This window comes from Chitinophaga sp. W3I9, from assembly GCF_050434025.1.
In the GTDB taxonomy this organism is placed as follows: domain Bacteria; phylum Bacteroidota; class Bacteroidia; order Chitinophagales; family Chitinophagaceae; genus Chitinophaga.
This window is the reverse complement of record NZ_JBNPWC010000001.1, coordinates 1,243,787-1,265,822: the sequence shown is the minus strand read 5'-3', so window position 1 is coordinate 1,265,822 and position 22,036 is coordinate 1,243,787. Positions and strand designations below refer to the sequence as shown.

Below are 22,036 nucleotides of genomic sequence, written 5' to 3'. Positions count from 1 at the left end.
TGTGATCAAAAACAATACAAATATGAAAAAGCTCAGCAATTGCTATGTATTCCTGTTCAATGGCTACTCCGACTGGGAACCCGCGCTGGCCATGTATGGCCTGGGAAGCTTCACAGATACCAACATCGTTACCTTTTCCTTTACCGGCGAACCCGTTACTTCCGGCGGGCAGCTAAAGATACAACCCCGTGCAAGTCTTGATGAGGCATTGAAAGCGGATATCGACCTGCTGATACTTCCTGGAGGTGCGGCCATGGAAAATGATTCCAATGCTGCAATCATTCCACTTGTTAAACAACTGCTGGCACAGCAAAAAACAGTCGCGGCTATCTGCGGCGCCACTGTGCTGCTGGGGCAGCACGGCTTCCTGGACAACATTGCCCATACCAGCAATCACCCTGAAGTGCTAAAGCAACAGGCCCCTGCTTATAAAGGCGCCGGAAAATACCTGGATGAACCCGCAGTAGCTGATAAGCAGATCATAACCGCCAGCGGTACTGCAATGACAGCCTTTGCCAAAGCTATCTATCAGCATTTTAATTTACTGGAGATAGAACCCCTGAAGTTTTGGTTTGGCTTCTTTGATCATTCGGCTGTTCTTCCGGAGATGTTATCTGCGGCGCCCTTTCATTTCTTCTATCAGCGTTACGAAACTAATTATGCCGGTATGCTGTCGCTCGTACGCACCGCTATTAAAGACGTGTACCGGGAGGCCATCAACGCCGGACTGGAAATATGCGGCGCCCCCGAATGGCACTACCGCAACTTCGACGGAAAACCAGATACCGTATTCACCCTGGATATCGGCCTGCCGGTAACGGCCGTGCAAACAGTTACAGCGCCGTGGCAATGCGAAACACTGCCCGCCTTCAACTGCGTAAGCATGCAGCACAAAGGCCTCTGGGAACAGCTCATCACTACCTACGGGCAGCTGTTTACCGGTATCGGTATACTGGGTATGGAGGTAACCGGCTATACGCGGGAACAATACCTCCGGTATAATTTTGAACAACCGGCGCAGAATATCACCAACATACAGATTGGGTTACGCTAGCCGGCGTAAACATCCCCTGGCACTCCCCGGGGGATTTTAACTCTTAAAACAATGAAAGTCTATATCATCATGGGATGGCTGCTGCTCATCACCTTTGCATTTGATATACAATTAACATTTAAAAATATGAGTAAACTGGATTTAACAAAGGAATTCAAACAGTACTATACTGCCGCGTTAGTACCTGAACTGGTTACCATAGAAAAGGGACTGTTTGTAACTATCACAGGCAAAGGGGATCCCAATGGTCCCATGTTTAGTGAAGTAACGGCAGCGTTGTATGCAGTGGCATATGGTATTAAGTTCAGCAGCAAGCAAAGGGGCCGCGACTTTACCGTGAGCAAGCTGGAAGGTTTCTGGTGGGTAAACGTTAATACCGCAGATCCGCTGCAGGTACCCCGCGATCAATGGCACTACGAACTGGCCATCAGGATGCCGGACGACATCACCCGCCAGCAGTTTTCCGAAGCAGTGCTTGCTGCAGAGAAAAAGAAGAAGTCTGTTTTTATCAGGCAGGTGGATTTAAAGCATATAGAAGAGGGGCTGAGTGTTCAGCTGATGCATATTGGTCCTTATAGTGAAGAGCCGGTATCATTGAAAAAGATGGAGGAGTTCATGCTTCAGCAGGGGTTGCGCATGAATGGGCGGCATCATGAAATTTACCTGTCGGATTTCAGGAAAACGGCGCCGGAAAAGCTGAAAACGATATTAAGACACCCGGTAAGTAAGTAGCTGATGATGGGCGGAGCACATCTTACCAAAAACAGTTAGTCGGTTAACCCGAGTTGTATAATGGCTTGTTGTGCAGCGATCTGGCTGGCATCTTTTTTATTGAAGGCTTTGCCGCTGCAAATGAGTTCGCCGTCTACTACAGCCCCTACGGTGAAGATGCGCCGGCCGTTGTCCATCTGTTCTTCGAGGAGTTCGAATTCCAGTGTTTTGCCATTTTTATTGGCCCAGCCGTATAATTTGTTCTTGTGGTTCATTTCCACGGTTTCCAGCAGTTCCATGTCTATATAAGGCATGATAATGCGTTTATGCACAAACTGTTGGGTTTTATTATAGCCGCGGTCGAGGTATACAGCACCTACGAGGGCTTCGAGGGTGTTGCCGAATATCTGGCTTATTTTGAGGAAGCTGTTGTATTTGTCGTAGATGGTGAGCTTTCTTAAGCCCATTTTGATGGCAATGTCGTTCAATTGTTGCCGGTTAACGATCTTGGAGCGCATCTCGGTTAAATATCCTTCTGTTTTATAGGGATATTTTTTAAAGAGATAGTCACCCACAATGGCGCCGAGAATAGCGTCACCGAGGTATTCCAGCCTTTCGTTGCTTTCCAGGAATTTTTCTTTACTGGAACGATGGCTCAGGGCCACTTCATAAAGGGCAAAGTTACCAGGCGGGAAGCCCAGCAGGTTGTGCAGCTCTTTATATAAGTGCCTTTTTTTGGAAACAAGTCGATATAAAAAACCTGGCAGTAAACTCACACAATCAAGATCAAGGAACAAATTTTTTGAAAATCACGGAAGCATTATGTCCGCCAAACCCGAAGGTGTTGGACAATGCAGCGTTTACTTCTCTCCTTTGTGCGATATTAAAAGTAAAATTCAGCTTCGGGTCTAACTGCGGGTCGTCAGTGAAGTGGTTGATCGTAGGAGGAACTATGCCATCGAGGATAGACATAATTACGGCTATGGATTCAACGGCGCCGGCAGCCCCGAGTAAGTGCCCTGTCATGGATTTTGTAGAGCTGATGTTCATTTGATAGGCATGCTCTTCAAAAACGCGCTGAATGGCTTTTACTTCGGCAATATCTCCCAACGGAGTGGAAGTACCGTGAACGTTGATGTAATCGATTTCGTTGGCCTGCATTCCGGCATCTGCCAAAGCGTTCCGCATTACATTTAAAGCGCCCAGTCCTTCCGGATGTGGGGCTGTGATGTGATATGCGTCTGCTGTAGCGCCGCCGCCGGCTAACTCTGCGTATATCCTGGCGCCTCTTTCCTGTGCGTGTTCTAACGACTCCAGTATCAGTGCGCCAGCTCCTTCGCCCATCACAAAACCATCGCGGTCAAGATCAAAGGGTCTGGAAGCAGTTTTGGGATCTTCATTCCTTTCTGACAGGGCCTTCATGGCGTTGAAGCCACCAACACAAGGCTCGTTGATCACATTTTCCGATCCGCCGGTAACCACCATATCGGTTTTGCCGTAACGGATACTGTACATCGCCTCAATGATAGCATTGGTAGCAGATGCGCAGGCTGATACAACGGAAAAGTTGGGCCCCCTGAAACCGTGACGGATAGAAATATAGCCGGCAGCGATATCAAGAATAAGCCTTGGAATTAGAAAAGGACTGAAGCGGGGCGTACCATCCCCAGTATGGAAATCTCTCAGCTCGTGACTGAAATTGATCATCCCTCCAACACCAGTGCCCCATATCACTCCAACACGATCAGCATTGATCTTGTCTTTATTGATATTGGCGTCTAGTATCGCCTGATCTGCGGCAATTACAGCCGTTTGTGTAAAGGGGTCCATTTTACGGGCCTCTTTTTTGTCCAGGTAGTTAGCAGGATCAAAATTTTTCAGTTCGCAAGCAAAACGGGTTTTGAACTTGGAAGCATCAAATTGCTTGATATAATCCGCGCCGGATACACCGTTCGTCAATCCGTGCCAGAAATCGGCCACAGTATTGCCGAGCGGTGTAAGAGCGCCTAAACCTGTAACGACAACTCGTCTTGGTTGCATTAAAACAATTCTGATTAGGAGGATTATTTTACATGTTCTTCCAGGTAAGCAACTGCCTGGCCAACAGTAGTAATAGTTTCAGCTTGTTCGTCAGGAATGGAGATGTTGAATTCTTTTTCGAATTCCATAATCAGTTCTACCGTATCCAAAGAGTCAGCGCCTAAGTCATTGGTGAAGCTGGCTTCAGGAGTTACCTCGGCTTCGTCAACGCCCAATTTGTCAATGATGATCTTTTTAACTCTTGATGCAATGTCTGACATAATTTTAAGTGTTTTTGGTTTAAAACTTGACTGCAAAAATATAATTTTTATTGAATTGCCAACAGATAGCCCGAATTTTAAGGACGCTCTAACCTGGCCAATCTCACCAAACCCAATACAGTAAACATATTCATAGCTTTGTTAATAAAAGAATTTATATATTTTTGATACTGGCTGGATTACAGATTTGCATATTTTACCACAAAAGTCGCCTTTTTCGGGACAATTACGCCATTCTCTGAAATCCAAAACATATAAATCTTAAAATATCTCCATTCAACCGGCTATTTAGCCACTTATCTAAAGCATTAACGCTATTTAACAGTTGCCGGGAGCATTCAGCCTCCTCAATGCGTAAATTTGTCCGGCTTGTGAGATAGTATCCCTTCAGGAGCCTGTTTCTCTGTTATGAATCAGTAGCAAAAGTTAGAAAAACACATATAAATAAGATATGGCCATCACCAAAAAGACCGTTCGCACAATAGTTATATTGGCCGCAGCCGGTATCGTCATTTACCTCGCTTTTAAGAAAATAGCCGGCAAAAAATCAGCCGGAGAGCCGGCCGCTGCGGCATCCGGCGCAAAAGCAGGCGCTTCCCGGCTGCTGCTTACCGATGCCTGGGTTGTTAAAACATCCCGGCTCGACCAATCTATTGAAGCAAGCGGCACCTTGCAGAGCAATGAAGAAGTAGAAGTGAAACCGGAAATTAATGGCCGCATCACACACCTCTATTTTAAAGAAGGAACCACTGTAAGAAAAGGAGATCTGCTGGTTAAACTGTATGACGAAGACCTCAGAGCACAGCTTCAGAAGCTCAAATTACAGCAGCAACTGGCCAAAACAACCCTGGAACGCCAGGAAAACCTCCTTAAAATAAATGGAATCAGCCAACAGGACGTAGATGTGACCCGCAACCAGGTAAGCGCCTACGGAGCCGATATGGAGTATACCCAAACCCAGTTGCAGAAAACAGAACTACGCGCTCCCTTCAGCGGTAAGCTCGGTTTACGCAACGTAAGCGAAGGCGCCATCGTGTCGTCCCTTACCATTATTACCACCCTCCAGCAAATAGATCCGCTGAAAATGGACTTCTCCGTGGCCGAGAAATACCGCAACGCCATCAAAAATGGCGACCAGGTCAACTTCCTGGTATCCGGTGACAATAAAGAATATAAAGGCAGCATTTATGCCATTGATCCGAAAATAGATCTTACCACCCGTACTGTAAAGCTCCGTGCTATCGTTCCTAATAATAACGGTATCCTGTTCCCCGGCTCCTTTGCCAAAGTGAAAATTTTGCTGAAAGACCTCCCGGATGCTATGTTGATACCGTCACAGGCCGTTATTCCCGGTACCCGTGATAAAAAAGTAATCATTGCCGATAAAGGCCAGGCCAAGTTTGTAACAGTAGAAACAGGCATCAGAACCGAAAGCAGTGTACAGATCACCAGTGGCCTACAACCTGGTGACACGGTTATTACCACTGGTATTCTCCAGCTGAAGCCAGGCATGCAGTTGAAGTACAATAAGATACAATAATAGTTTTCCCAACGGCACTACCAACGGCAGCATCGCTGCCAACAGGAAAGCCCGGCAGAAAACCTGAAAATAATTATCATGAGTTTACCTTCATTATCTCTCAAACGCCCCGTATTTGCTATCGTGATGAATATCATTATCGTGATATTCGGCCTGGTGGGCTTTACTTTTCTGGGGGTAAGGGATTTCCCGGCGATCGATCCGCCTGTCGTGAACGTACGCACCTCGTATGCAGGCGCTAACTCCGATATCATCGAAACACAGATCACCGAACCACTGGAAAAACAGATCAATGGTATCGCAGGCATCAAAAATATTTCTTCCAGCAGCAGCCAGGGAAGCAGCAACATCACCGTGGAATTTGAACTTGGAGAAGACCTGGAAGGCGCTACCAACGATGTGCGTGATAAAGTATCACAGGCGCTGCGCCAGCTGCCACCCGATATTGATGCTCCACCCGTAGTATCCAAGCAGGACGCCAACTCCGACCCCATCATCTCCATGACGGTGCAGAGCAACACCCGCAACCAGCTGGAAGTAACCGAATACGCCTCCAACGTACTCCTGGAAAAACTGCAAACCATTCCCGGCGTAAGCGCCATACAGATATGGGGAGAAAAAAAATACGCCATGCGTATCTGGATGGACCCTGCCAGGTTATCGTCCTACAGCCTTACCCCCGGCGATGTACAGGCCGCCCTGTTACGCGAAAACGTGGAACTGCCCTCCGGCAAAATTGCCGGCAACGCCACCGACTTTACCGTACGTACCTTCGGACGGCTGGTATCTGAAGACGATTTCAACGGCCTGATCATTAAAAATGTAAACGGCAGCGAGATACGCATCCGCGACATCGGCCAGGCAGTGCTGGGACCTGAAAACGAAGAAACCGTGCTGAAAGAATCCGGTAGCCCGATGATTGCACTCGCCCTCATCCCGCAGCCCGGATCCAACTATGTAGCCATTGCAGAAGAATTCTATAAAAGATTCGAACAACTGAAAAAAGATATCCCGGAAGATTATTCCGTAAATATTGCAATGGATAACACCCGCTTCATCAAACAATCGATCGATGAAGTAGAAGAAACCCTCATAGTAGCACTGGTACTCGTAATTATTATTGTATACCTGTTCTTCCGCGACTGGCTCATGGCGCTCCGTCCGCTGATAGATATCCCCGTATCCTTAATCGGCGCCTTCTTTATTATGTACGCCTGCGGCTTTACCATTAATATCCTCACCCTGCTGGCCATTGTACTGGCCACCGGCCTGGTAGTGGATGATGGTATTGTGGTAACAGAAAATATTTATAAGAAGATAGAACAGGGAATGCCTCGTATGAGGGCTGCACGCGAAGGATCTGAAGAAATATTCTTTGCCGTAATCGCTACGTCGATCACACTGGCCTTTGTATTCTTACCGATCATCTTCCTCCAGGGCTTCGTGGGACAACTGTTCCGTGAATTTGGCATCGTGGTGGCCGGCGCAGTAATCATCTCTGCCTTTGTATCACTCACGTTAACGCCTGTACTAAACGTGAAGCTGGGCCGTAAAACACATACCCATTCCTGGTTTTATACCAAAACGGAACCTTTCTTCCGCTGGATGGAAGACGGATACAGAAAATCGCTGGAATCGTTTATGCGTATCCGTTGGGTAGCCGGGCTAATCATCGTCGGCTGCCTGGCAATGATTTACTTCCTCTTTAAAACGTTGCAGTCGGAACTGGCGCCACTGGAAGACCGTAGCACTTTCCGCCTGTCCATTACCACTCCGGAGGGCACCGCATTCGATTACATGGATAATTATGTGGATAAGCTCACTAAGTTCATGATGGATTCTATTCCTGAAAAGAAAATCATCCTGAGCGTAACTTCTCCCGGCTTCAGTGGCTCCGGTGCGGTAAACACCGCCTTTGCCAACGTAATGCTCACAGAGCCTCACGATCGAACCCGCTCCCAGAAAGACATCGTGAATATGGTAAACCGGAGCATGAACAAGTTTCCGGAGGGTAAAGTTTTTGCCATTGAATCCCAGACTATCCAGGTAGGCCGCCGCGCGGGATTGCCGGTGTCTTTTGTGTTGGAACATATCAACTTCGACAGTCTTACCAGGGTGCTGCCCAAGTTTATGGAGGAAGTGGGCAACAGCCCTGTTTTTCAGGGAACGGATGTGGACCTGAAATTCAATAAACCGGAACTGCGCATACATATTAACCGCGATAAAGCAACACAACTCGGCGTATCTGTACAGGATATATCCTCCACACTGCAGCTGGCACTGAGTAACCTCCGCTATGGTTATTTTATCAGGAATGGTAAACAATACCAGGTAATGGGACAGGTGTTCCGCGCCGACCGTGATGATCCAATGGATCTGCAAAACCTTTATGTACGTAACTCACGTGGCGAAGCGATACAGCTCGATAACGTGGTAAGTATAGAAGAAGAAACCAGTCCGCCGATCATTTATCACTTTAACCGTTACAAATCCGCTACGGTGTCAGCAGGATTGGCGCCGGGCAAAACTATTGGCGATGGTATCACCGAAATGTACCGGATCTATAATAAACTGCAAAATGAAAGTGTGCTGAATGAATCCTTTAATACCGCCTTGTCCGGTTCCTCCCGCGACTATGCGGAAAGCGGCTCCAATACTATGTTTGCATTAGGACTGGCATTGGTACTCATTTACCTGGTATTAGCCGCACAGTTTGAAAGCTGGGTGGATCCGCTGATCATCATGTTAACGGTACCACTGGCATTTGCCGGAGCGTTGCTGTCGCTATGGGTATTTGACCAAACCTGGAATATCTTCTCTCAGATCGGTGTAATTATGCTGATAGGGCTGGTAACGAAGAATGGTATCCTGATCGTGGAATTTGCCAACCATCAGCGTGATACCGGGATGGCAAAAGCCGATGCCGTAATCCATGCCTCCTCGATGCGTTTACGTCCTATCCTGATGACGAGCCTCGCTATGGCGCTGGGTGCGTTGCCGATTGCGATGTCGCTCGGCGCTGCCGCCACCAGCCGCATTCCGCTGGGAATCGTTATAGTGGGTGGAATCATCTTTTCACTGGTGTTAACTTTATTTGTAATTCCGGCGATGTATACCTTCCTGTCGCGCAGAGGCAGAAGTAATAATACTGACGAGGAAGACGAAATGGCAAACAATGAGGAAGCACAGGTAGCAGCAGCACATGCCTGATAATAACAGATTTGAATGATCACGATTATGCTATTTATGATGAAAAATATAAAGAAGTGTTTCTTCTTATTCCTGTTACTCCTAAGTGTGGGTGCGTTAAAGGCACAGCAACAGGTGCTTACCCTTGAACAGGCAATAGATGTGGCGCTGAAAAACAACTTTGATATTCGCCTGGCCAGGAATACAGCTGAACTGTCTGCTAACGACTACGCCTATGCGAATTTTGCATTTGTACCGCGCGTGAATGCCACTGCAGGTACTACCTGGAATAGCACCGCTACCAAACAGGAGTTTGTAAACGGTACCAAACGCGATACCAGCGGCATCAAGGGCAACAATCTCACTGGCAACGTAACCCTCAGCTGGACGTTGTTTGACGGTTTAAAGATGTTCGCTACACGCAATAAAATAGCATCTATCCGCGACCTAGGGGAACTGGCCATAAAAGACCAGGTGCAGAATTCCATCTCTACTATCATCGGCGGATACTATAACATTGTACAACAAAAGCAACAGTTGAAGGCCCTGGCAGAGCAGATGTCCATCTCCGAAGAACGGGTAAAATTGTCTGACGCCAAATTCAGTACAGGTCTCGCGCCCAAAACGGATCTGCTGCAATCAAAAGTAGACCTGAATGCGCAGAAGGCATTATACATCCGCCAGCAAACGCTGATAGAACAAAGTAAAGCCCTGCTGAACCAGTTGATGGCCGTACCCGCCGGCGCTACCGGATATGACGTGGTAGATTCCATTCCGCTTAACAGCGGGCTATCCTTTTCGGTGCTACAACAAAACATTGCTAACAACAATACCGCTATTAAAGTACAGCAACAGAATGTGAATATTTCTGCCCTGACGGTCAGGGAGCGTAAAGCAGATTACTTCCCTGTTATCTCCTTCAATTCAGGATATAATTATAACAGGAATACTTCCAATGCTGCATCTAACGCATTCAGTCCCCGTTTCAGCCGGAATGCCGTTTTCAACTACGGCTTCACCGCTGCTATCCCTATCTTCAATGGATTTAATGTAAAAAGACAGGTGCAAAATGCGCGGATCGACTTTGATTTCCAGAATATCACATTGGATAACGTAAGATCCCAGGTAGACCTGTCGCTCAACAACGCGTTCAAAGACTACGAATACTATAAAAAACAAGTGTCGCTGGAAGAAGAAACAAACGATCTTGCCAGAGAGAATGCGATGGTTGCGCTGGAGCGCTTCAAACAAGGCGTATCTACCATTCTTGAAGTAAAAATAGCGCAACAAAGCCTGGAAGATTCCTATTACCGGCTTATACAGGCGCGTTATAATGCCAAGCTTGCGGAAACAGAACTGGGTCGCCTGAACGGCGCATTGCTGCAATAGATTATTTTTTTATATCAGAAGCGGATAAGTAAGGGAGATATATCCTGCTTATCCGCTTCTTTTTTTGATCTTATCATCAACTGTACGGGCATGAACAGGCACTTGTATCATTAACGAACACATTAAATAATAGACAATATAAAAAGGATTACCACTCAAAGCTGATTCGTCCGGCATGATTTTGCAAATATCTCCACCGGATTATAAAACACGATACACATGTTACGCTACATTATGCTTACTTTAAGCGGCATTATCTGCTTTACCTACATATGTACAGCCCAGGAGCTGCGGGTGGTAAACCGCGCAATGGTCAGCGACTCCATTATCCATTTGAACGAAGCGCCAGGCGCAGGAATAGCCTGGATTAAAAATAAACAATTTGCCAGTGGCACTATTGAGTTTGATGTAAAAGGAAAGAATGTTTTGCAACAGAGTTTTGTAGGTATTGCTTTCCATGGCGTAAACGATTCTACTTATGACGCCATTTATTTCAGACCGTTCAATTTCCAGGTTCCTGAAGCCGGCAGAAGAGGGCACGCTGTGCAATACATTTCACTTCCCGGAAACGACTGGCCATTTTTAAGAGAACAATACCCCGGAAAATATGAGCATGAAGTAAATCCTTCCACAGATCCCAACAAATGGTTTCATGTAAAGATAGTAGTAACTGATAGGGAAGCAAGTACCTATCTGAATGGCGAAAGATGCTTAACAGTTACATTACTCGGCAAACAAAAAAAAGGAATGATAGGTTACTGGGTTGGTAACGGCTCCGGCGGGGACTGGAAGAATCTGAAACTAAACTAAGATTGTTGATTGATAAGTTAGAAGTCGGGCTTTGAGAACATGTGTTCTTAAAGCCTTTTTTATTTGGTGTTTAGTCACATAGAAAAGTGCGGAGCTTAGTTTCCACATAAATCCCCTCTGCAAAGGAGTCTACAGGATATACTACCTCCATCTCTGTATAGGCATCTTTGGGGATGCAAAGATGAAGAATGTTAAGTCTTACCAGAAGTTCATGGGCAGCGTCAGCGTCACTGCTAACAAGCTCCTGCTGTTCTTTAAGAATCTGTAGCATCTCATTGTAATCTTTCTCTGTCATCTTATAAATTTATCAACCAGGAAAATCAGATCTCGTCAAACCATTCAGCGCCGGTATTTCTTAATGGAACCCGACCTTGCCAGTGTATATCCTTCACAGGGTTAAAATAACCTCTGATACAATTAGGATTTCGGACGCAGATCTGTATGTGGTTTTTATCCTTAAATCCCGCGTTAGGGTAAAGCTCATTACCTTCCATGAAAACACTTCTCACAGAATCGTAGGGTATTAAATTCTTCATTTGTCTGTCGATATGCAGGTTCTCAATTACTGCACAATCGAGATTTCTTAACAATAAATCCTGTGATCCTCGTGCCGGCATATTCACGGGTAGCGTTCTTTTATCATTAACAACAGCTTTGAACAATGCATGATAGGATTCACGTACAAGGTTTAAACATGTTGCATCCAGCAAATCAAGACAGAACTTCAGATCAATAACTGCTCCCAATACCGCCGGTGAGCGGATTACTTTATTCCCCGGAGGATTACAGGCATAATCATATGCCCGTTCATAACTGTTCTCCCAGAAATAGTAGCCACTTCCCAGCCAATCATATGGCTTACTGCTGGGACTCATTTTAATACTCCCTCTCACTAATGCGTCTCTTACATCTTCTTCACAACCGTGAAAACCAAGCACCAATCCAGGCCGTGTTGCGTGAATCATTTCCATGATAGATTAACATGAACAATAAATCATAGAACCAGATTATAACTGAACGAATAGATCAGTTTAACCTGCCCTTTGCAACATACATTTACTATGGATGGAACACCTGTTGTTGTGAAAGTATTTCCGGTAAATAAACCAGCGAACAACGACACAATTTATCATTTTTTCCGGATAAAATAAACACAGGTAAAAAATACTTTCGTTTGCTACACTAAAACGAAATCTCATGAAATGCAATGTTGATATTAGTTGTATCAAAATGATACTAAAAATAAATTTGCAAAAATGAAAAGATAAAAATAATTTTTAGGTAGGAATCTTAATTAATTTTTCATCAATTAAAATTAATTGCATAATTTAGTTTTCACGTTTGTTATCAACAATAACTTCAAGTTAACTCCTCACCAAAACATATCCTCAACTCTTTCAACTCATTTAGTCATGGCACTGTATACAAAAACAACCATATCAGTAGACGAACAACAGTTCAGTCAATTCAACTTCCTGCACCTGAAACAATACATGGACCAGCACCACGAATTTGAGATAGGGATACAATACGATTGGCTATCACAATACGGATCGAATGCGGTTGCAGCAGGCAGGTCGTTACTGGGAAAAGAAATCAGCATCTGTATCAGGCCTGTCGAATCCCCGGGAGTATTCAATCAGTTGCTGTTTAATGGTATCATTACAGGAGTCCATGCCGGAAAAGAAAATAATGGTAATGCCGGCAGCTGCGTCCTTCACGGCAACAGCCCCACCATATTGCTTTCAGGTAATCCACATATGCAATCTTATGAGCAACTGGCCTTATCATCCATTGTAAACACCGTCATGAAAAACTGTTACCCCTTTGCTGTGCATCCGCAGGTGAATCCCCATTTCACACAACCGCTGAAGTATATTGTACAATACAAAGAAACCGGATTCGACTTTCTTCAGCGGCTTTCTCAGCGTTTTGGAGAACATTTCTTCTACAATGGGCAGCAAATTATTTTCGGTCAGTACAGCTCCCCAAAAAACGACCTGGTACATCAGAAAGACCTGATTGATTTCCAGCTGGAATATAAAATTTTACCCATCCATCAAACGTTTCAAACATATGAATACAGGTTACATAATATAGTATCGGAAGATAGTTGTAATGCAGCCTCCGGCAACATGAACCACCACTCGTATCACGCGGAATCAGTGAGCAGGAAACTGTATCCTTATAAAACCAGCTATAAAGTACCACATGTATTTGGCAGGAATGCCGCCGCAGAACTTTCTGCATTTACCAATCGCTTCTATAAAGGACGAATAGCAGAATTGGTTTTCATAAAAGGCAGTAGCAGGAATACCGGTCTGTGTATTGGAAACATAATTGACGTAAAGGAACAGCTATCCGCCCGTGAAGACTATGGTGAATTTATACTTACAAGGCTGGAACACCATTGTAATGGGAATGGCGACTATTACAATACATTTGAAGGTATTCCGGCCGACATAGCAGTACCTGCTATGAACCTGAAAAACCTGCCATATTGCGAAGCCCAAAGCGCCGTAGTAACGGATAATAATGACCCCAAAGGGCTTGGACGTGTCCGGGTGAAATTTAACTGGCAGCAGGGAAGTACGCCCTGGATCAGACTTCATCAACCGCATGGCGGAATCAATAAAGGTTTTTACTTTATTCCTGAAATAAATGAAGAGGTATGGGTAGATTTCGAAGGCGGTAACCCTGAAGCACCATACGTTACCGGCTGCGCGTACAACGGAAAAGCAACTGCTGCCTTCGGGGATCCAATGAATAACATTAAAGCAATTAAAACACGTAGTGGCCACATGATCCGCCTCGACGATACAGATGGCAACGAAAATATTATCATCACCGATAAAGGTGGCAACATGATCACGATGGATACCCAGGGACAGAACATTTCAATTTCGGCGCCCGAAAGAATAAACCTAACCGCCAAAAATATCGACGTTAATGCCACTGAAAATATCAATATAAATGCCGGAAGTAATATCAACCACTCCGCAGGGATGGACATCCTTCAACAGGCAGGTAACTGTCTTTATCAATATACGGTGAACGATTATCAATTAACCGCAACCAATATCACAAAAATAGCGATGGAAAATATCAACCTGCAGGCGAGAGAAATAGATAAACATGCAGAAGAAATAAACATTGACAGCTCCAAAGAAAACATGCAGATAAGCTCAGGAAAGTCTGTCAACATAAAGAGTACAGAAAAGTCAAAACTATTCTAAAACACCAACACATGCGAAATACCCCCACAGGAGGCATGCTGATTGTCTGCAAAAAATATATAGAAACAGGGAAGAGCATTCGTTGGCATAGTTCAGGAGAACTGTTTCTTCATTCCGGCAAATCAGTAATCATCAACGGCAAACAGAAGGGTGTAAAATTCCATAAAATATCATCAGACATTCATAATCCTGGAAAATAAAATTGCATTAAAAAGATGGCTGATAAACACTTTGTGGTGCAAGGAGCATTATGCAGATGTAATTTCGGTAATACTCCCGCCCAAATACAGGTTTCTGCAAATGCAGAATACATGAACGACGTCAGTGGAAACTCCAAACCAGCTGCAGGTTCCAATGAGATAGGCAATCCCTTCATGCCAGGCACATTTGGAATGTGCATGTTAACCCACAAGCCTTGCACGCCTAACATCATTCAATGGGACAATGTATTGCCCGGCGTTACACTTTCGAACGGAGGGAAAATACTAACAGAAAAAAGCACTGCTGTTTGCGCGGCAGCCGGGGCTCCTTGTGTTTGTATTATCCATCACGGTCAAACAGCTTATGTAGCTGAGGATAGCATTGCGGAAAATGAATCCGCTATTATACCGGCGCTAAATCCCCTAGTTGCCAGCAGTTTGAAGTGCAGGGAAGTTCCTGCCATACGCACAATTACCTTATGTATTGAAAAACGTAACCCTGCGGCAATCTTTACCAGTGAAAAGAAGGAGGAGGTTTCCGTCAGGATCATGGAGCCGTTATTGTTTGAGGTTGAAAGCTATTATAATCATGTGATCCCGGACGAATCAGCGGTACAATGGAAAGTACTCAATCTTCACAATGACGGCAACGACGTGGTGTTAATCGAATCATCCGGCTCACGGTTAACATTTTCATTCGATGCATCCGGGCACTACAGGGTACAGGCCTTCGGAAAAGAACAAACAGATAGCGATGCCTTCATTGATCTATATGCGAATAACAACACGCTTAAAGAGGAATTCATCATTAGTGAAACACCTTATAAGTCAGGCTACCTGCAAAGTGGAACTCCGGTTTGTGCAGAAGCTGTATACAAGATAACTCCCCCAACTGAAGCAGAAAGAGCGCTGGTGTCTATGCAAGTAACCGATAACAGCAAAAACATAATTGCCATATCCGATAATGATAAAATCTGGTTCACGCCGACCAACGCATCTGCCACTTACGTTGTTTCAGCCATCATGCGTACGGGTATACATCCGCAACAGATCAGTAAAGAAATCCATACCCAAAACAACAGGGCCATATCAGTGAGCAACGGGGCGTCAACACATGTGGTAAGGCCCCGCACAAATATGAATTTCCAGGTTTCACAAATGATGCATACTAAACTGCCACCAGTACCTGCAGCGGCTATTCAATGGTTTTTAAACGGCCGGCCGGTAGGCATAGGGCCCTACATTACAATCAATGGCGATGTTCATCTTATACTTCCCGGAAAGTATACAGTAGAAGTACACGTAAATATCATGGAGGGGGAGCGTAATAATATTCAACAAGCCTATTGGCATTTCGAAGTAAAAAACAATGAAGTATTAAAGATACTGGTGCCGGGAGATAGTACTAACTGGATCGTTGGAAGGTATTATACTGTTTTTGCGCAAACACTAATGGATTATGAGGAAACACTCGATGGTCCTGTTTTCTGGAATCCCTACGGAGCTTATACCAATAAGTTATCAACGGCATCAGCTTCACAGGAAGGAAGCTTCATGATCAGTGCCCGTCTGGGAAATTCCCGGAAAACGCTCAGTATCAGTGCCATAAAAGCCACGCTCACACGTTGGTGTTTTACGGATGAGCAATTAATTTATAGACCATCGGCTGGTTGGCAGGAGATAGTCCGTATAGTTATCAGTAGTCATGAAGCGGCAAATGAAAAGATACCGCTTCACCTGTTGCAGATAAATCCGGCAAACTGCATTCATCATGTAAAGGATCTGGGAGAGGTGGCTTTCAATACGGATGGACTATTGCGACTTGATGTTAGCATAAATAGCCTGAAACCATTATTAACTAATACCAGTTTCGAATGGGATACATTTCGCGTGTTGTTCGCAATACCTTTGTCTGCTAATTGCATCCGGTTTGCTGAAATGAAAACCATTACTTGTGAAGGAACAGCATACTGGGTGCCGCAAAAGCAAAGCAACAAACGTATGCAGGAAAAGGGAGGGTACCTGGAGCTCAATAACAAACGACGTGTAGTATCTGTACACTTTCACGATCAGCGTAAATATCCTGCCTATAAAGTTTACAAATATGGACAGAAATTCAGCATGCTCGTACAAACCGCTAACCTTGCCGGAGAGGAATTATCCTTTCAGATATGGGAAAACCGGTATCAGGGAAAAGATAAACATTGGTTCAGCGACAGGTTGCATATAAATGAATATGGAACCGCAAATGCAACAATAGATTCAAACCAGCTGAAAGCGGGGAGTACACTGGAAGATAGTTTTCTCCGCTGCTTCTATGCAGTAATAAAGTCTTCTCCGGATAACTATTTCTATCCACATGAGATATCGGATAAAAATATCCTGAACCCTGATAATATCAGTTACTACCAGCATATAAAACTATCCAACTGGTTTGATAATTTTATAAACAGGCATTCCAGGGCAAATGCACCGGTAGTACTGGGCGAGCAACTTGAAATAAATGAGCTTGACTCCAGGTGTCCGGCATGCGAAGAGATGATTACGATAGAACAGCTGGCTAAAATATTCCCTCATGCAACAACCTCCTCATTGCAGATTGCAGCCGCCACTTACAACAGGTTCATGGAACAAACCGGTATGAATACCTGCTGGAATAAGGCACACTTTTTCGCCCAGGTGGCTATAGAAAGCGGTGGGTGTTTGAATGTTAAAGAAGGGGAAAGCTTCAACTGGTATTGGGAAGACCTGGGAAAGAACTTTCCGCCATTCAGAACAGCGGCAGGTAAAATAAAAGCGAAAGCATGGGGGAGAGCGATAAGAAAACCGGCTCGTCCTGGCGTAACAAAAGAAAACCAACGGCATATTGCTGATTATGTATACGGTCCCTATTCGGTAAAGGGGAAATCATTGGGCAACATACAACCGGGAGATGGATGGAAATTCCGAGGCAGGGGACTGATCCAGCTTACCGGCCGGGAAGCTTATACTTATGCAAACAAGTTTACCCGGAAAGAAAAGGCCGATATTCTTCTTCAACCAGACCTGGTAGCCACAGATATAAAAATTGCCGTACTATCTTCAATGGCTTTCTGGAAATGGAAGGGATTGCAGCTTGCTGCTAATGGCAATACAGAAGTAACCGCTAAAATAAGCAAGGTAGTAGGCCTGGATGCGATTTCAAATGGCAAGAGCTCACATGCTGAAAAGAAACATTTCTTCGACACAAATTCATCTGTCTTATTCCAGGTAAACAACTGCCGGCATCGAAAAATATCCGATGGTGCATTGAACAGGTATATTGTCAAAATAGATGCCTTCAGCTACACACTGGTGGAACAAAATGTTACCTCCAATCAATACAAATACGACCTGTACAACGCGGGTACACTTATTAAAACATTCTTACTGCAAAAAAACAGATACGGCTTGCTACCATTCCCCGAAACTGGCCCCAACTGGGGAAGATACGGCACCAGGGATGGAGGAGATGATAATTATATAGCTCCTGATATTGCCGCTCCTTTGTTTGGATTCTTCTATTCGTTACCACAGAATGGCTACACAGATACACTTTATTATAACGATATCTCCGCCGGAGACAAACGGAACATAGGTCATAAAGGACATATTAATGGGAACGACATTGATATCAGGTACCCCGGAAGCTCAAACAGGAAAGGATCTGTATTATGGACGGAAGCAATGGAGACATATGGCAGCGAAAAAGAATTTCTGAAAGTGTTGGAGAAGCTACTCAACATTGCCACTAAATGGGAATTTAGAAACAATTTCGCTTATAACAAACGTATTAATAATACGCTTGGCAGTTCTACAATCGTACATCAAGATCATTTTCATCTCGGTCTCAGGAAAAAAATAAAAAAATGAGAACAGTAAATTTAATACTGATAGTCTTTATACTTAGCAATGTAAGCTGTCAAAACACCCAGCAGCAACCAGTACAAAGCATTGGAAAGAATAACGTTATCAAAAAAGAAAAAATGTACACCATGAATATAGACGCCATTAAACGACACATAGAATGGCAATCCCACATAGAATCAACGGAGGACGGAATACCTGCAAGCTATACGTATACAGAGCAAGATGTTAATATCGCTTTACCTATTATTGCTCAAGGTTTAAAAGACAAAGGGTTTAAACAGCTCAGCGATAGTTCTTTTAATAAAGCGCTGACCAATATATTTGGAAAAATACTTAGTCGTAAAAATGACGGAGTCAGGTTTCATAACAAATTCAATACTATTATTGAAGAAGGATACGAAAAAGAAGATGAATATGACTATACAATTGAGAATATCTTCGTTTCCATAGAATACAAATTTATCTCGTGGGTTCCTCTATTAGGGGATTTCATTGAATTTGAAGATAACAACAGTTATAAAATTGATCTTCATCCAAAAATAATCTCACGCAACAAATACCTCTTCAACAACAGCCAATCAGATCTTGCCTATCTTCTCGCCGAAGATACGCTCTTCCTCAAAACACTGGTCAAATCATTCGGCTATACCAAAGAAGAAAAGATAAATACGCTGGCTATGAACGATTACCTGGACCTCGACAATAATCACATGCCTACAGTAGGCGAGATCATCTTTGTAAAAAACGCAGAAGGGGTGTTAGAAATAAAGCAGGAATTACTACAATGGATTTCGGATCATACCCGTGTCAATGATAACGCCTTGCTTCGGGCGCTGGAGCAATACACCTATTCTTTATATAGCAATACCAATAACGACATATTCGCTAATAATCCCTTCGAAATATTTTCGCTGGATGAAAAAAGAAAAATTGTGGCCTATATCGCCAATATTTATGAACCACTTCAGCACCAGCTTATGCCTAAAAATCCAGGTATATGGCCGGGTTCATCGGTACTGGAAAATATGCTTAACGAAGACAAAGGGCTGGAGGATTTTCTCAAACAACATCGCTATTTTTCATTGCCGGCCTTAAAACAGGAATTGGAACCAGCTGATTAAAATCGTGGTTTCGCCGCCAGCATACCACATGGTAAAAACATAAATATTAAAAAAATTCATAGCAGATATAAACAATTACGTTGGAGATAACTCTCCGGCGTAACATTATTTAAGGTTCTTTCTTTTCTATCTTTCGCTTCTGATATTCTTCAAATGATTGCTTTATATAAAGTAACAGATCGTAGTCTGAAGCGGAATTTAAAAACTGGTATCCCGGCCTGTATTTATACATAAACGAATCCAGTTCCGGGCTCTGTAGCTTGGTCATTCTTCCCACCAGTTCAGGAGAGTAGCGATAGTCGATGAACTTCTCCTTCTCCCAATAAACCAGCTGTTCATGAAACTGCTCTTTTCTTTTACGCACTTTACTTGGCACTAGATAACTTAAAGCCGTAATAGGGTTTGCCGGCAAGGTTTTAAGTACATCCATCGCCCCTGGCTTACGGTAATCAAAGTAGCGTCCATATTCATCTCTCAGCGCCATAGAATCGTTACGGTAGTTCTTACCCCGGATATTTACCCCCTGCAATTCAAACAACCGCTTCTGCATATATACATCCTGGGAAGCTGACATTCCCGGAACAAGCAACATTTTAGGTGTATAGCTCAACATGGAAAATTCAAGGGTATCTCCCGGCAGTGCCTCAATATAAAAACGGCCATTTTCATTACTTAATGTGCCCGTCATTGTCCTCTTGTTAACAATAGAAACAAAAGGCAATCCCGTTTTGGAATCCTGATCCGCCACCATACCGGACAAACGCACCTGTGCGAAGGTTCCCTGCATGTTAATGAAAAAGAAAAAAAACAGTGCTCCGATATATGCTGTAATACGAATCATGAATATACTAATCCTTCAAATTTAATGTTCCACCCGCAAATGAAAAGTTAAAAAACGGGAGAAATATGAGTGTTCAGCAGCAAAATTATTAATTATCAACATTATAAATATCCCTCTAATCACTTATTTTTACGGTTATCACCCATTATTGTGTAAAAGTCATGCCACAGAAAATCATCTTTGCTACCCAACATTATCAGTATCTGAAAAACAGGATCCTCTCAATTGCAGGCTCCACCTGGGAAAATGGGGAATTAGACATACGTGATTTCCCCGATGGGGAGCATTATCACCGCATTTTGAGTAATGTCAGCAACAAAGAAGTGATTTTGCTTGGTGGCACTATCGACGATAAAGAAACGCTGGAACTATATGATCTGGCCAGCGGTTGTATCCAGCTGGGAGCTTATTCCCTGACCATCATCATTCCTTTTTTTGGATATTCTACTATGGAACGCGCCGTAAAATATGGCGAAATTGTAAAGGCCAAAACACGCGCTGTATTGTTTTCGTCTTTACCCAATACCTCCCGTGGCAACAGGATCGTAATGATTGATCTTCATGTGGATGGTATTACCTGGTATTTTGAAAACGATGTTCGCCCGGTGCATTTATATGCAAAGGAATTTGTAATGAATACGGCCATGGAGCTCGCAGCCGGAGAGCCTTTTGTGCTGGCCAGCACGGATGCGGGCAGGGCTAAATGGGTAGAATCCCTTGCCAACGACCTGCATGTACCGGCGGCTTTCGCGTTCAAACGCCGCCTTTCCGGCGATGAAACAGCTATTACTGCCATTAGCGCCGATGTAAAAGACAAAACAGTGATCATCTACGATGACATGATCCGCACCGGCGGATCTCTGATCCATGCCGCACAATCTTATCGTGATGCCGGTGCCGGAAATATCTTCGTTATCACCACCCACGGCATCTTTGCAGGAAATGGCTTCGAAAAAATCAAGCAATCAGGTCTCATTAAAAAGGTAGTCTGCACAGATACCCATCCCAATGCCATCACCATCAACGACGATATGTTGCTTGTTAAATCAGTCGACCAGCTGATCGTCAATTATTTTCAGTCACAGCACTCCTGATTCCTGTTGGCAGGCTATTTGTCATCCAGACACTTGTGAACCATGCAGCGGTAATTCCTGAAATTGAAATGGCATAAATCGGCCATCTGCAAATCTGACAAATCATTATGCTTGATTTTCGTATACTCGAATACGGTAGTTGCGACTACCACACCATGATTGACCTTCGTAGCGAGGTGCTTCGAAAACCATTGGGGCTTACGTTTTCAGCCGAACAATTACAAAAAGAAATCAATGATATTTTCATTGCCGGCTTTACACAAGGGAACGATCATGAAATACTCGCCGGTTGTTGTATTCTCACTCCTGTCAGTGAAAACACAGTACAGTTAAGACAAATGGCAGTGTCGCCCCGCCTGCAGGGCAAAGGAATAGGCAGAGAAATTGTAGTATTCGCAGAACAATATGCACGTAGCAACGGCTTTGATGAATTAACCATGCATGCCCGGAAAGAAGCCACGGGATTCTATCAGAAACTGGGCTATAAAATCTGTGGAGAAGAATTTACAGAGGTGGGCATTCCGCACTACGAAATGAGGAAAAACCTGAATTAATTATTTTTTATTTTTTTGCTTCTGCAACCCATTGTAGAAGGCGTTTTGATTGTATTGTTATATTGATGGATAACCAATATAACAACAGACAGCATAGGAATCCTGTCAA

The 22,036-nt window shown here is 44.1% G+C and carries 18 protein-coding genes; 12 read left to right on the top strand and 6 right to left on the bottom strand.

The window, feature by feature from the left end:
- The first annotated feature begins 22 nt into the window (after positions 1-22).
- On the top strand, positions 23-1,054 hold the full coding sequence (locus tag QFZ51_RS05495; protein ID WP_429043961.1) for a DJ-1/PfpI family protein: 1,032 nt from the start codon (positions 23-25) through the stop codon (positions 1,052-1,054).
- A gap of 51 nt (positions 1,055-1,105) precedes the next feature.
- The gene (locus tag QFZ51_RS05490; RefSeq protein WP_429043959.1) at positions 1,106-1,786 is read left to right on the top strand and encodes a GyrI-like domain-containing protein; all 681 of its coding nucleotides are present in this window, start codon (positions 1,106-1,108) and stop codon (positions 1,784-1,786) included.
- Positions 1,787-1,821: 35 nt separating this feature from the next.
- Here the strand turns inward: QFZ51_RS05490 and rnc are convergent, their stop codons facing one another.
- Genes rnc through QFZ51_RS05475 form a run of 3 tightly spaced genes read right to left on the bottom strand, consistent with a single transcriptional unit; the run spans position 1,822 to position 4,065 of the window.
- Positions 1,822-2,541 carry a ribonuclease III gene (gene rnc / locus QFZ51_RS05485; RefSeq protein WP_079469778.1) on the bottom strand — a complete coding sequence of 240 codons (720 nt, stop codon included), beginning with the start codon at positions 2,539-2,541 and terminating at the stop codon, positions 1,822-1,824.
- A gap of 10 nt (positions 2,542-2,551) precedes the next feature.
- Positions 2,552-3,805 (bottom strand): beta-ketoacyl-ACP synthase II, encoded by a 1,254-nt coding sequence (gene fabF / locus QFZ51_RS05480; RefSeq protein ID WP_370911221.1) that lies wholly within the window; start codon positions 3,803-3,805, stop codon positions 2,552-2,554.
- Positions 3,806-3,828: 23 nt separating this feature from the next.
- Positions 3,829-4,065 (bottom strand): acyl carrier protein, encoded by a 237-nt coding sequence (locus QFZ51_RS05475; RefSeq protein ID WP_012788038.1) that lies wholly within the window; start codon positions 4,063-4,065, stop codon positions 3,829-3,831.
- 451 nt (positions 4,066-4,516) lie between these two features.
- Between QFZ51_RS05475 and QFZ51_RS05470 the strand changes: the two genes are divergently transcribed.
- The 4 genes from QFZ51_RS05470 to QFZ51_RS05455 all read left to right on the top strand — a co-directional run bounded on the left by QFZ51_RS05470 (position 4,517) and on the right by QFZ51_RS05455 (position 10,993).
- Positions 4,517-5,605, top strand: coding sequence for an efflux RND transporter periplasmic adaptor subunit (locus tag QFZ51_RS05470; RefSeq protein WP_429043952.1), 1,089 nt, complete (start codon positions 4,517-4,519; stop codon positions 5,603-5,605).
- A gap of 78 nt (positions 5,606-5,683) precedes the next feature.
- Complete coding sequence (locus tag QFZ51_RS05465; RefSeq protein ID WP_429043949.1) at positions 5,684-8,815, top strand: efflux RND transporter permease subunit; 3,132 nt, start codon at positions 5,684-5,686, stop codon at positions 8,813-8,815.
- A gap of 36 nt (positions 8,816-8,851) precedes the next feature.
- The gene (locus QFZ51_RS05460) at positions 8,852-10,183 is read left to right on the top strand and encodes a TolC family protein (RefSeq protein WP_429043946.1); all 1,332 of its coding nucleotides are present in this window, start codon (positions 8,852-8,854) and stop codon (positions 10,181-10,183) included.
- Positions 10,184-10,402: 219 nt separating this feature from the next.
- Positions 10,403-10,993, top strand: a complete 591-nt coding sequence (locus QFZ51_RS05455; protein WP_429043944.1) for a family 16 glycoside hydrolase — start codon at positions 10,403-10,405, stop codon at positions 10,991-10,993.
- 70 nt (positions 10,994-11,063) lie between these two features.
- Here the strand turns inward: QFZ51_RS05455 and QFZ51_RS05450 are convergent, their stop codons facing one another.
- Together QFZ51_RS05450 and QFZ51_RS05445 are read right to left on the bottom strand one after the other, a co-directional pair.
- Positions 11,064-11,288, bottom strand: a complete 225-nt coding sequence (locus tag QFZ51_RS05450; protein ID WP_429043942.1) for a hypothetical protein — start codon at positions 11,286-11,288, stop codon at positions 11,064-11,066.
- Positions 11,289-11,313: 25 nt separating this feature from the next.
- Entirely contained in the window at positions 11,314-11,958 is a 645-nt protein-coding gene (locus QFZ51_RS05445) for a hypothetical protein (protein ID WP_429043939.1), read from the bottom strand.
- 447 nt (positions 11,959-12,405) lie between these two features.
- Between QFZ51_RS05445 and QFZ51_RS05440 the strand changes: the two genes are divergently transcribed.
- Genes QFZ51_RS05440 through QFZ51_RS05425 form a run of 4 tightly spaced genes read left to right on the top strand, consistent with a single transcriptional unit; the run spans position 12,406 to position 19,438 of the window.
- Positions 12,406-14,229 (top strand): type VI secretion system Vgr family protein, encoded by a 1,824-nt coding sequence (locus tag QFZ51_RS05440; RefSeq protein WP_429043936.1) that lies wholly within the window; start codon positions 12,406-12,408, stop codon positions 14,227-14,229.
- An 11-nt stretch (positions 14,230-14,240) separates the two neighbouring features.
- On the top strand, positions 14,241-14,429 hold the full coding sequence (locus tag QFZ51_RS05435) for a hypothetical protein (RefSeq protein ID WP_429043934.1): 189 nt from the start codon (positions 14,241-14,243) through the stop codon (positions 14,427-14,429).
- A gap of 15 nt (positions 14,430-14,444) precedes the next feature.
- Complete coding sequence (locus QFZ51_RS05430; RefSeq protein WP_429043932.1) at positions 14,445-18,320, top strand: PAAR-like protein; 3,876 nt, start codon at positions 14,445-14,447, stop codon at positions 18,318-18,320.
- Positions 18,317-19,438 (top strand): hypothetical protein, encoded by a 1,122-nt coding sequence (locus tag QFZ51_RS05425; RefSeq protein WP_429043930.1) that lies wholly within the window; start codon positions 18,317-18,319, stop codon positions 19,436-19,438. The genes QFZ51_RS05430 and QFZ51_RS05425 overlap by 4 nt, the downstream gene beginning before the upstream one ends.
- Positions 19,439-19,547: 109 nt before the next feature.
- On the opposite strand, the gene QFZ51_RS05420 is transcribed toward QFZ51_RS05425, so the two are convergent.
- Entirely contained in the window at positions 19,548-20,225 is a 678-nt protein-coding gene (locus QFZ51_RS05420) for a carboxypeptidase-like regulatory domain-containing protein (RefSeq protein WP_429043928.1), read from the bottom strand.
- Between the two features lie 215 nt (positions 20,226-20,440).
- Between QFZ51_RS05420 and prs the strand changes: the two genes are divergently transcribed.
- A complete protein-coding gene (gene prs / locus QFZ51_RS05415; RefSeq protein ID WP_370911232.1) occupies positions 20,441-21,373 on the top strand; it encodes a ribose-phosphate diphosphokinase in 933 nt (310 codons plus the stop codon).
- A gap of 107 nt (positions 21,374-21,480) precedes the next feature.
- Positions 21,481-21,927 carry a GNAT family N-acetyltransferase gene (locus QFZ51_RS05410; RefSeq protein ID WP_429043926.1) on the top strand — a complete coding sequence of 149 codons (447 nt, stop codon included), beginning with the start codon at positions 21,481-21,483 and terminating at the stop codon, positions 21,925-21,927.
- Positions 21,928-22,036: the final 109 nt, after the last annotated feature.

What these genes read in the sequence shown, in the direction of transcription:
- QFZ51_RS05420 (WP_429043928.1), bottom strand. Translation starts at nt 20,225, where the DNA reads ATGCAGGGAACCTTCGCACAGGTGCGTTTGTCCGGTATGGTGGCGGAT.
- QFZ51_RS05495 (WP_429043961.1), top strand. Translation starts at nt 23, where the DNA reads ATGAAAAAGCTCAGCAATTGCTATGTATTCCTGTTCAATGGCTACTCC.
- QFZ51_RS05410 (WP_429043926.1), top strand. Translation starts at nt 21,481, where the DNA reads ATGCTTGATTTTCGTATACTCGAATACGGTAGTTGCGACTACCACACC.
- QFZ51_RS05430 (WP_429043932.1), top strand. Translation starts at nt 14,445, where the DNA reads ATGGCTGATAAACACTTTGTGGTGCAAGGAGCATTATGCAGATGTAAT.
- QFZ51_RS05450 (WP_429043942.1), bottom strand. Translation starts at nt 11,288, where the DNA reads ATGACAGAGAAAGATTACAATGAGATGCTACAGATTCTTAAAGAACAG.
- QFZ51_RS05470 (WP_429043952.1), top strand. Translation starts at nt 4,517, where the DNA reads ATGGCCATCACCAAAAAGACCGTTCGCACAATAGTTATATTGGCCGCA.
- fabF (WP_370911221.1), bottom strand. Translation starts at nt 3,805, where the DNA reads ATGCAACCAAGACGAGTTGTCGTTACAGGTTTAGGCGCTCTTACACCG.
- QFZ51_RS05455 (WP_429043944.1), top strand. Translation starts at nt 10,403, where the DNA reads ATGTTACGCTACATTATGCTTACTTTAAGCGGCATTATCTGCTTTACC.
- QFZ51_RS05445 (WP_429043939.1), bottom strand. Translation starts at nt 11,958, where the DNA reads ATGATTCACGCAACACGGCCTGGATTGGTGCTTGGTTTTCACGGTTGT.
- QFZ51_RS05460 (WP_429043946.1), top strand. Translation starts at nt 8,852, where the DNA reads ATGATGAAAAATATAAAGAAGTGTTTCTTCTTATTCCTGTTACTCCTA.
- QFZ51_RS05425 (WP_429043930.1), top strand. Translation starts at nt 18,317, where the DNA reads ATGAGAACAGTAAATTTAATACTGATAGTCTTTATACTTAGCAATGTA.
- QFZ51_RS05465 (WP_429043949.1), top strand. Translation starts at nt 5,684, where the DNA reads ATGAGTTTACCTTCATTATCTCTCAAACGCCCCGTATTTGCTATCGTG.
- QFZ51_RS05475 (WP_012788038.1), bottom strand. Translation starts at nt 4,065, where the DNA reads ATGTCAGACATTGCATCAAGAGTTAAAAAGATCATCATTGACAAATTG.
- QFZ51_RS05440 (WP_429043936.1), top strand. Translation starts at nt 12,406, where the DNA reads ATGGCACTGTATACAAAAACAACCATATCAGTAGACGAACAACAGTTC.
- QFZ51_RS05435 (WP_429043934.1), top strand. Translation starts at nt 14,241, where the DNA reads ATGCGAAATACCCCCACAGGAGGCATGCTGATTGTCTGCAAAAAATAT.
- QFZ51_RS05490 (WP_429043959.1), top strand. Translation starts at nt 1,106, where the DNA reads ATGAAAGTCTATATCATCATGGGATGGCTGCTGCTCATCACCTTTGCA.
- prs (WP_370911232.1), top strand. Translation starts at nt 20,441, where the DNA reads ATGCCACAGAAAATCATCTTTGCTACCCAACATTATCAGTATCTGAAA.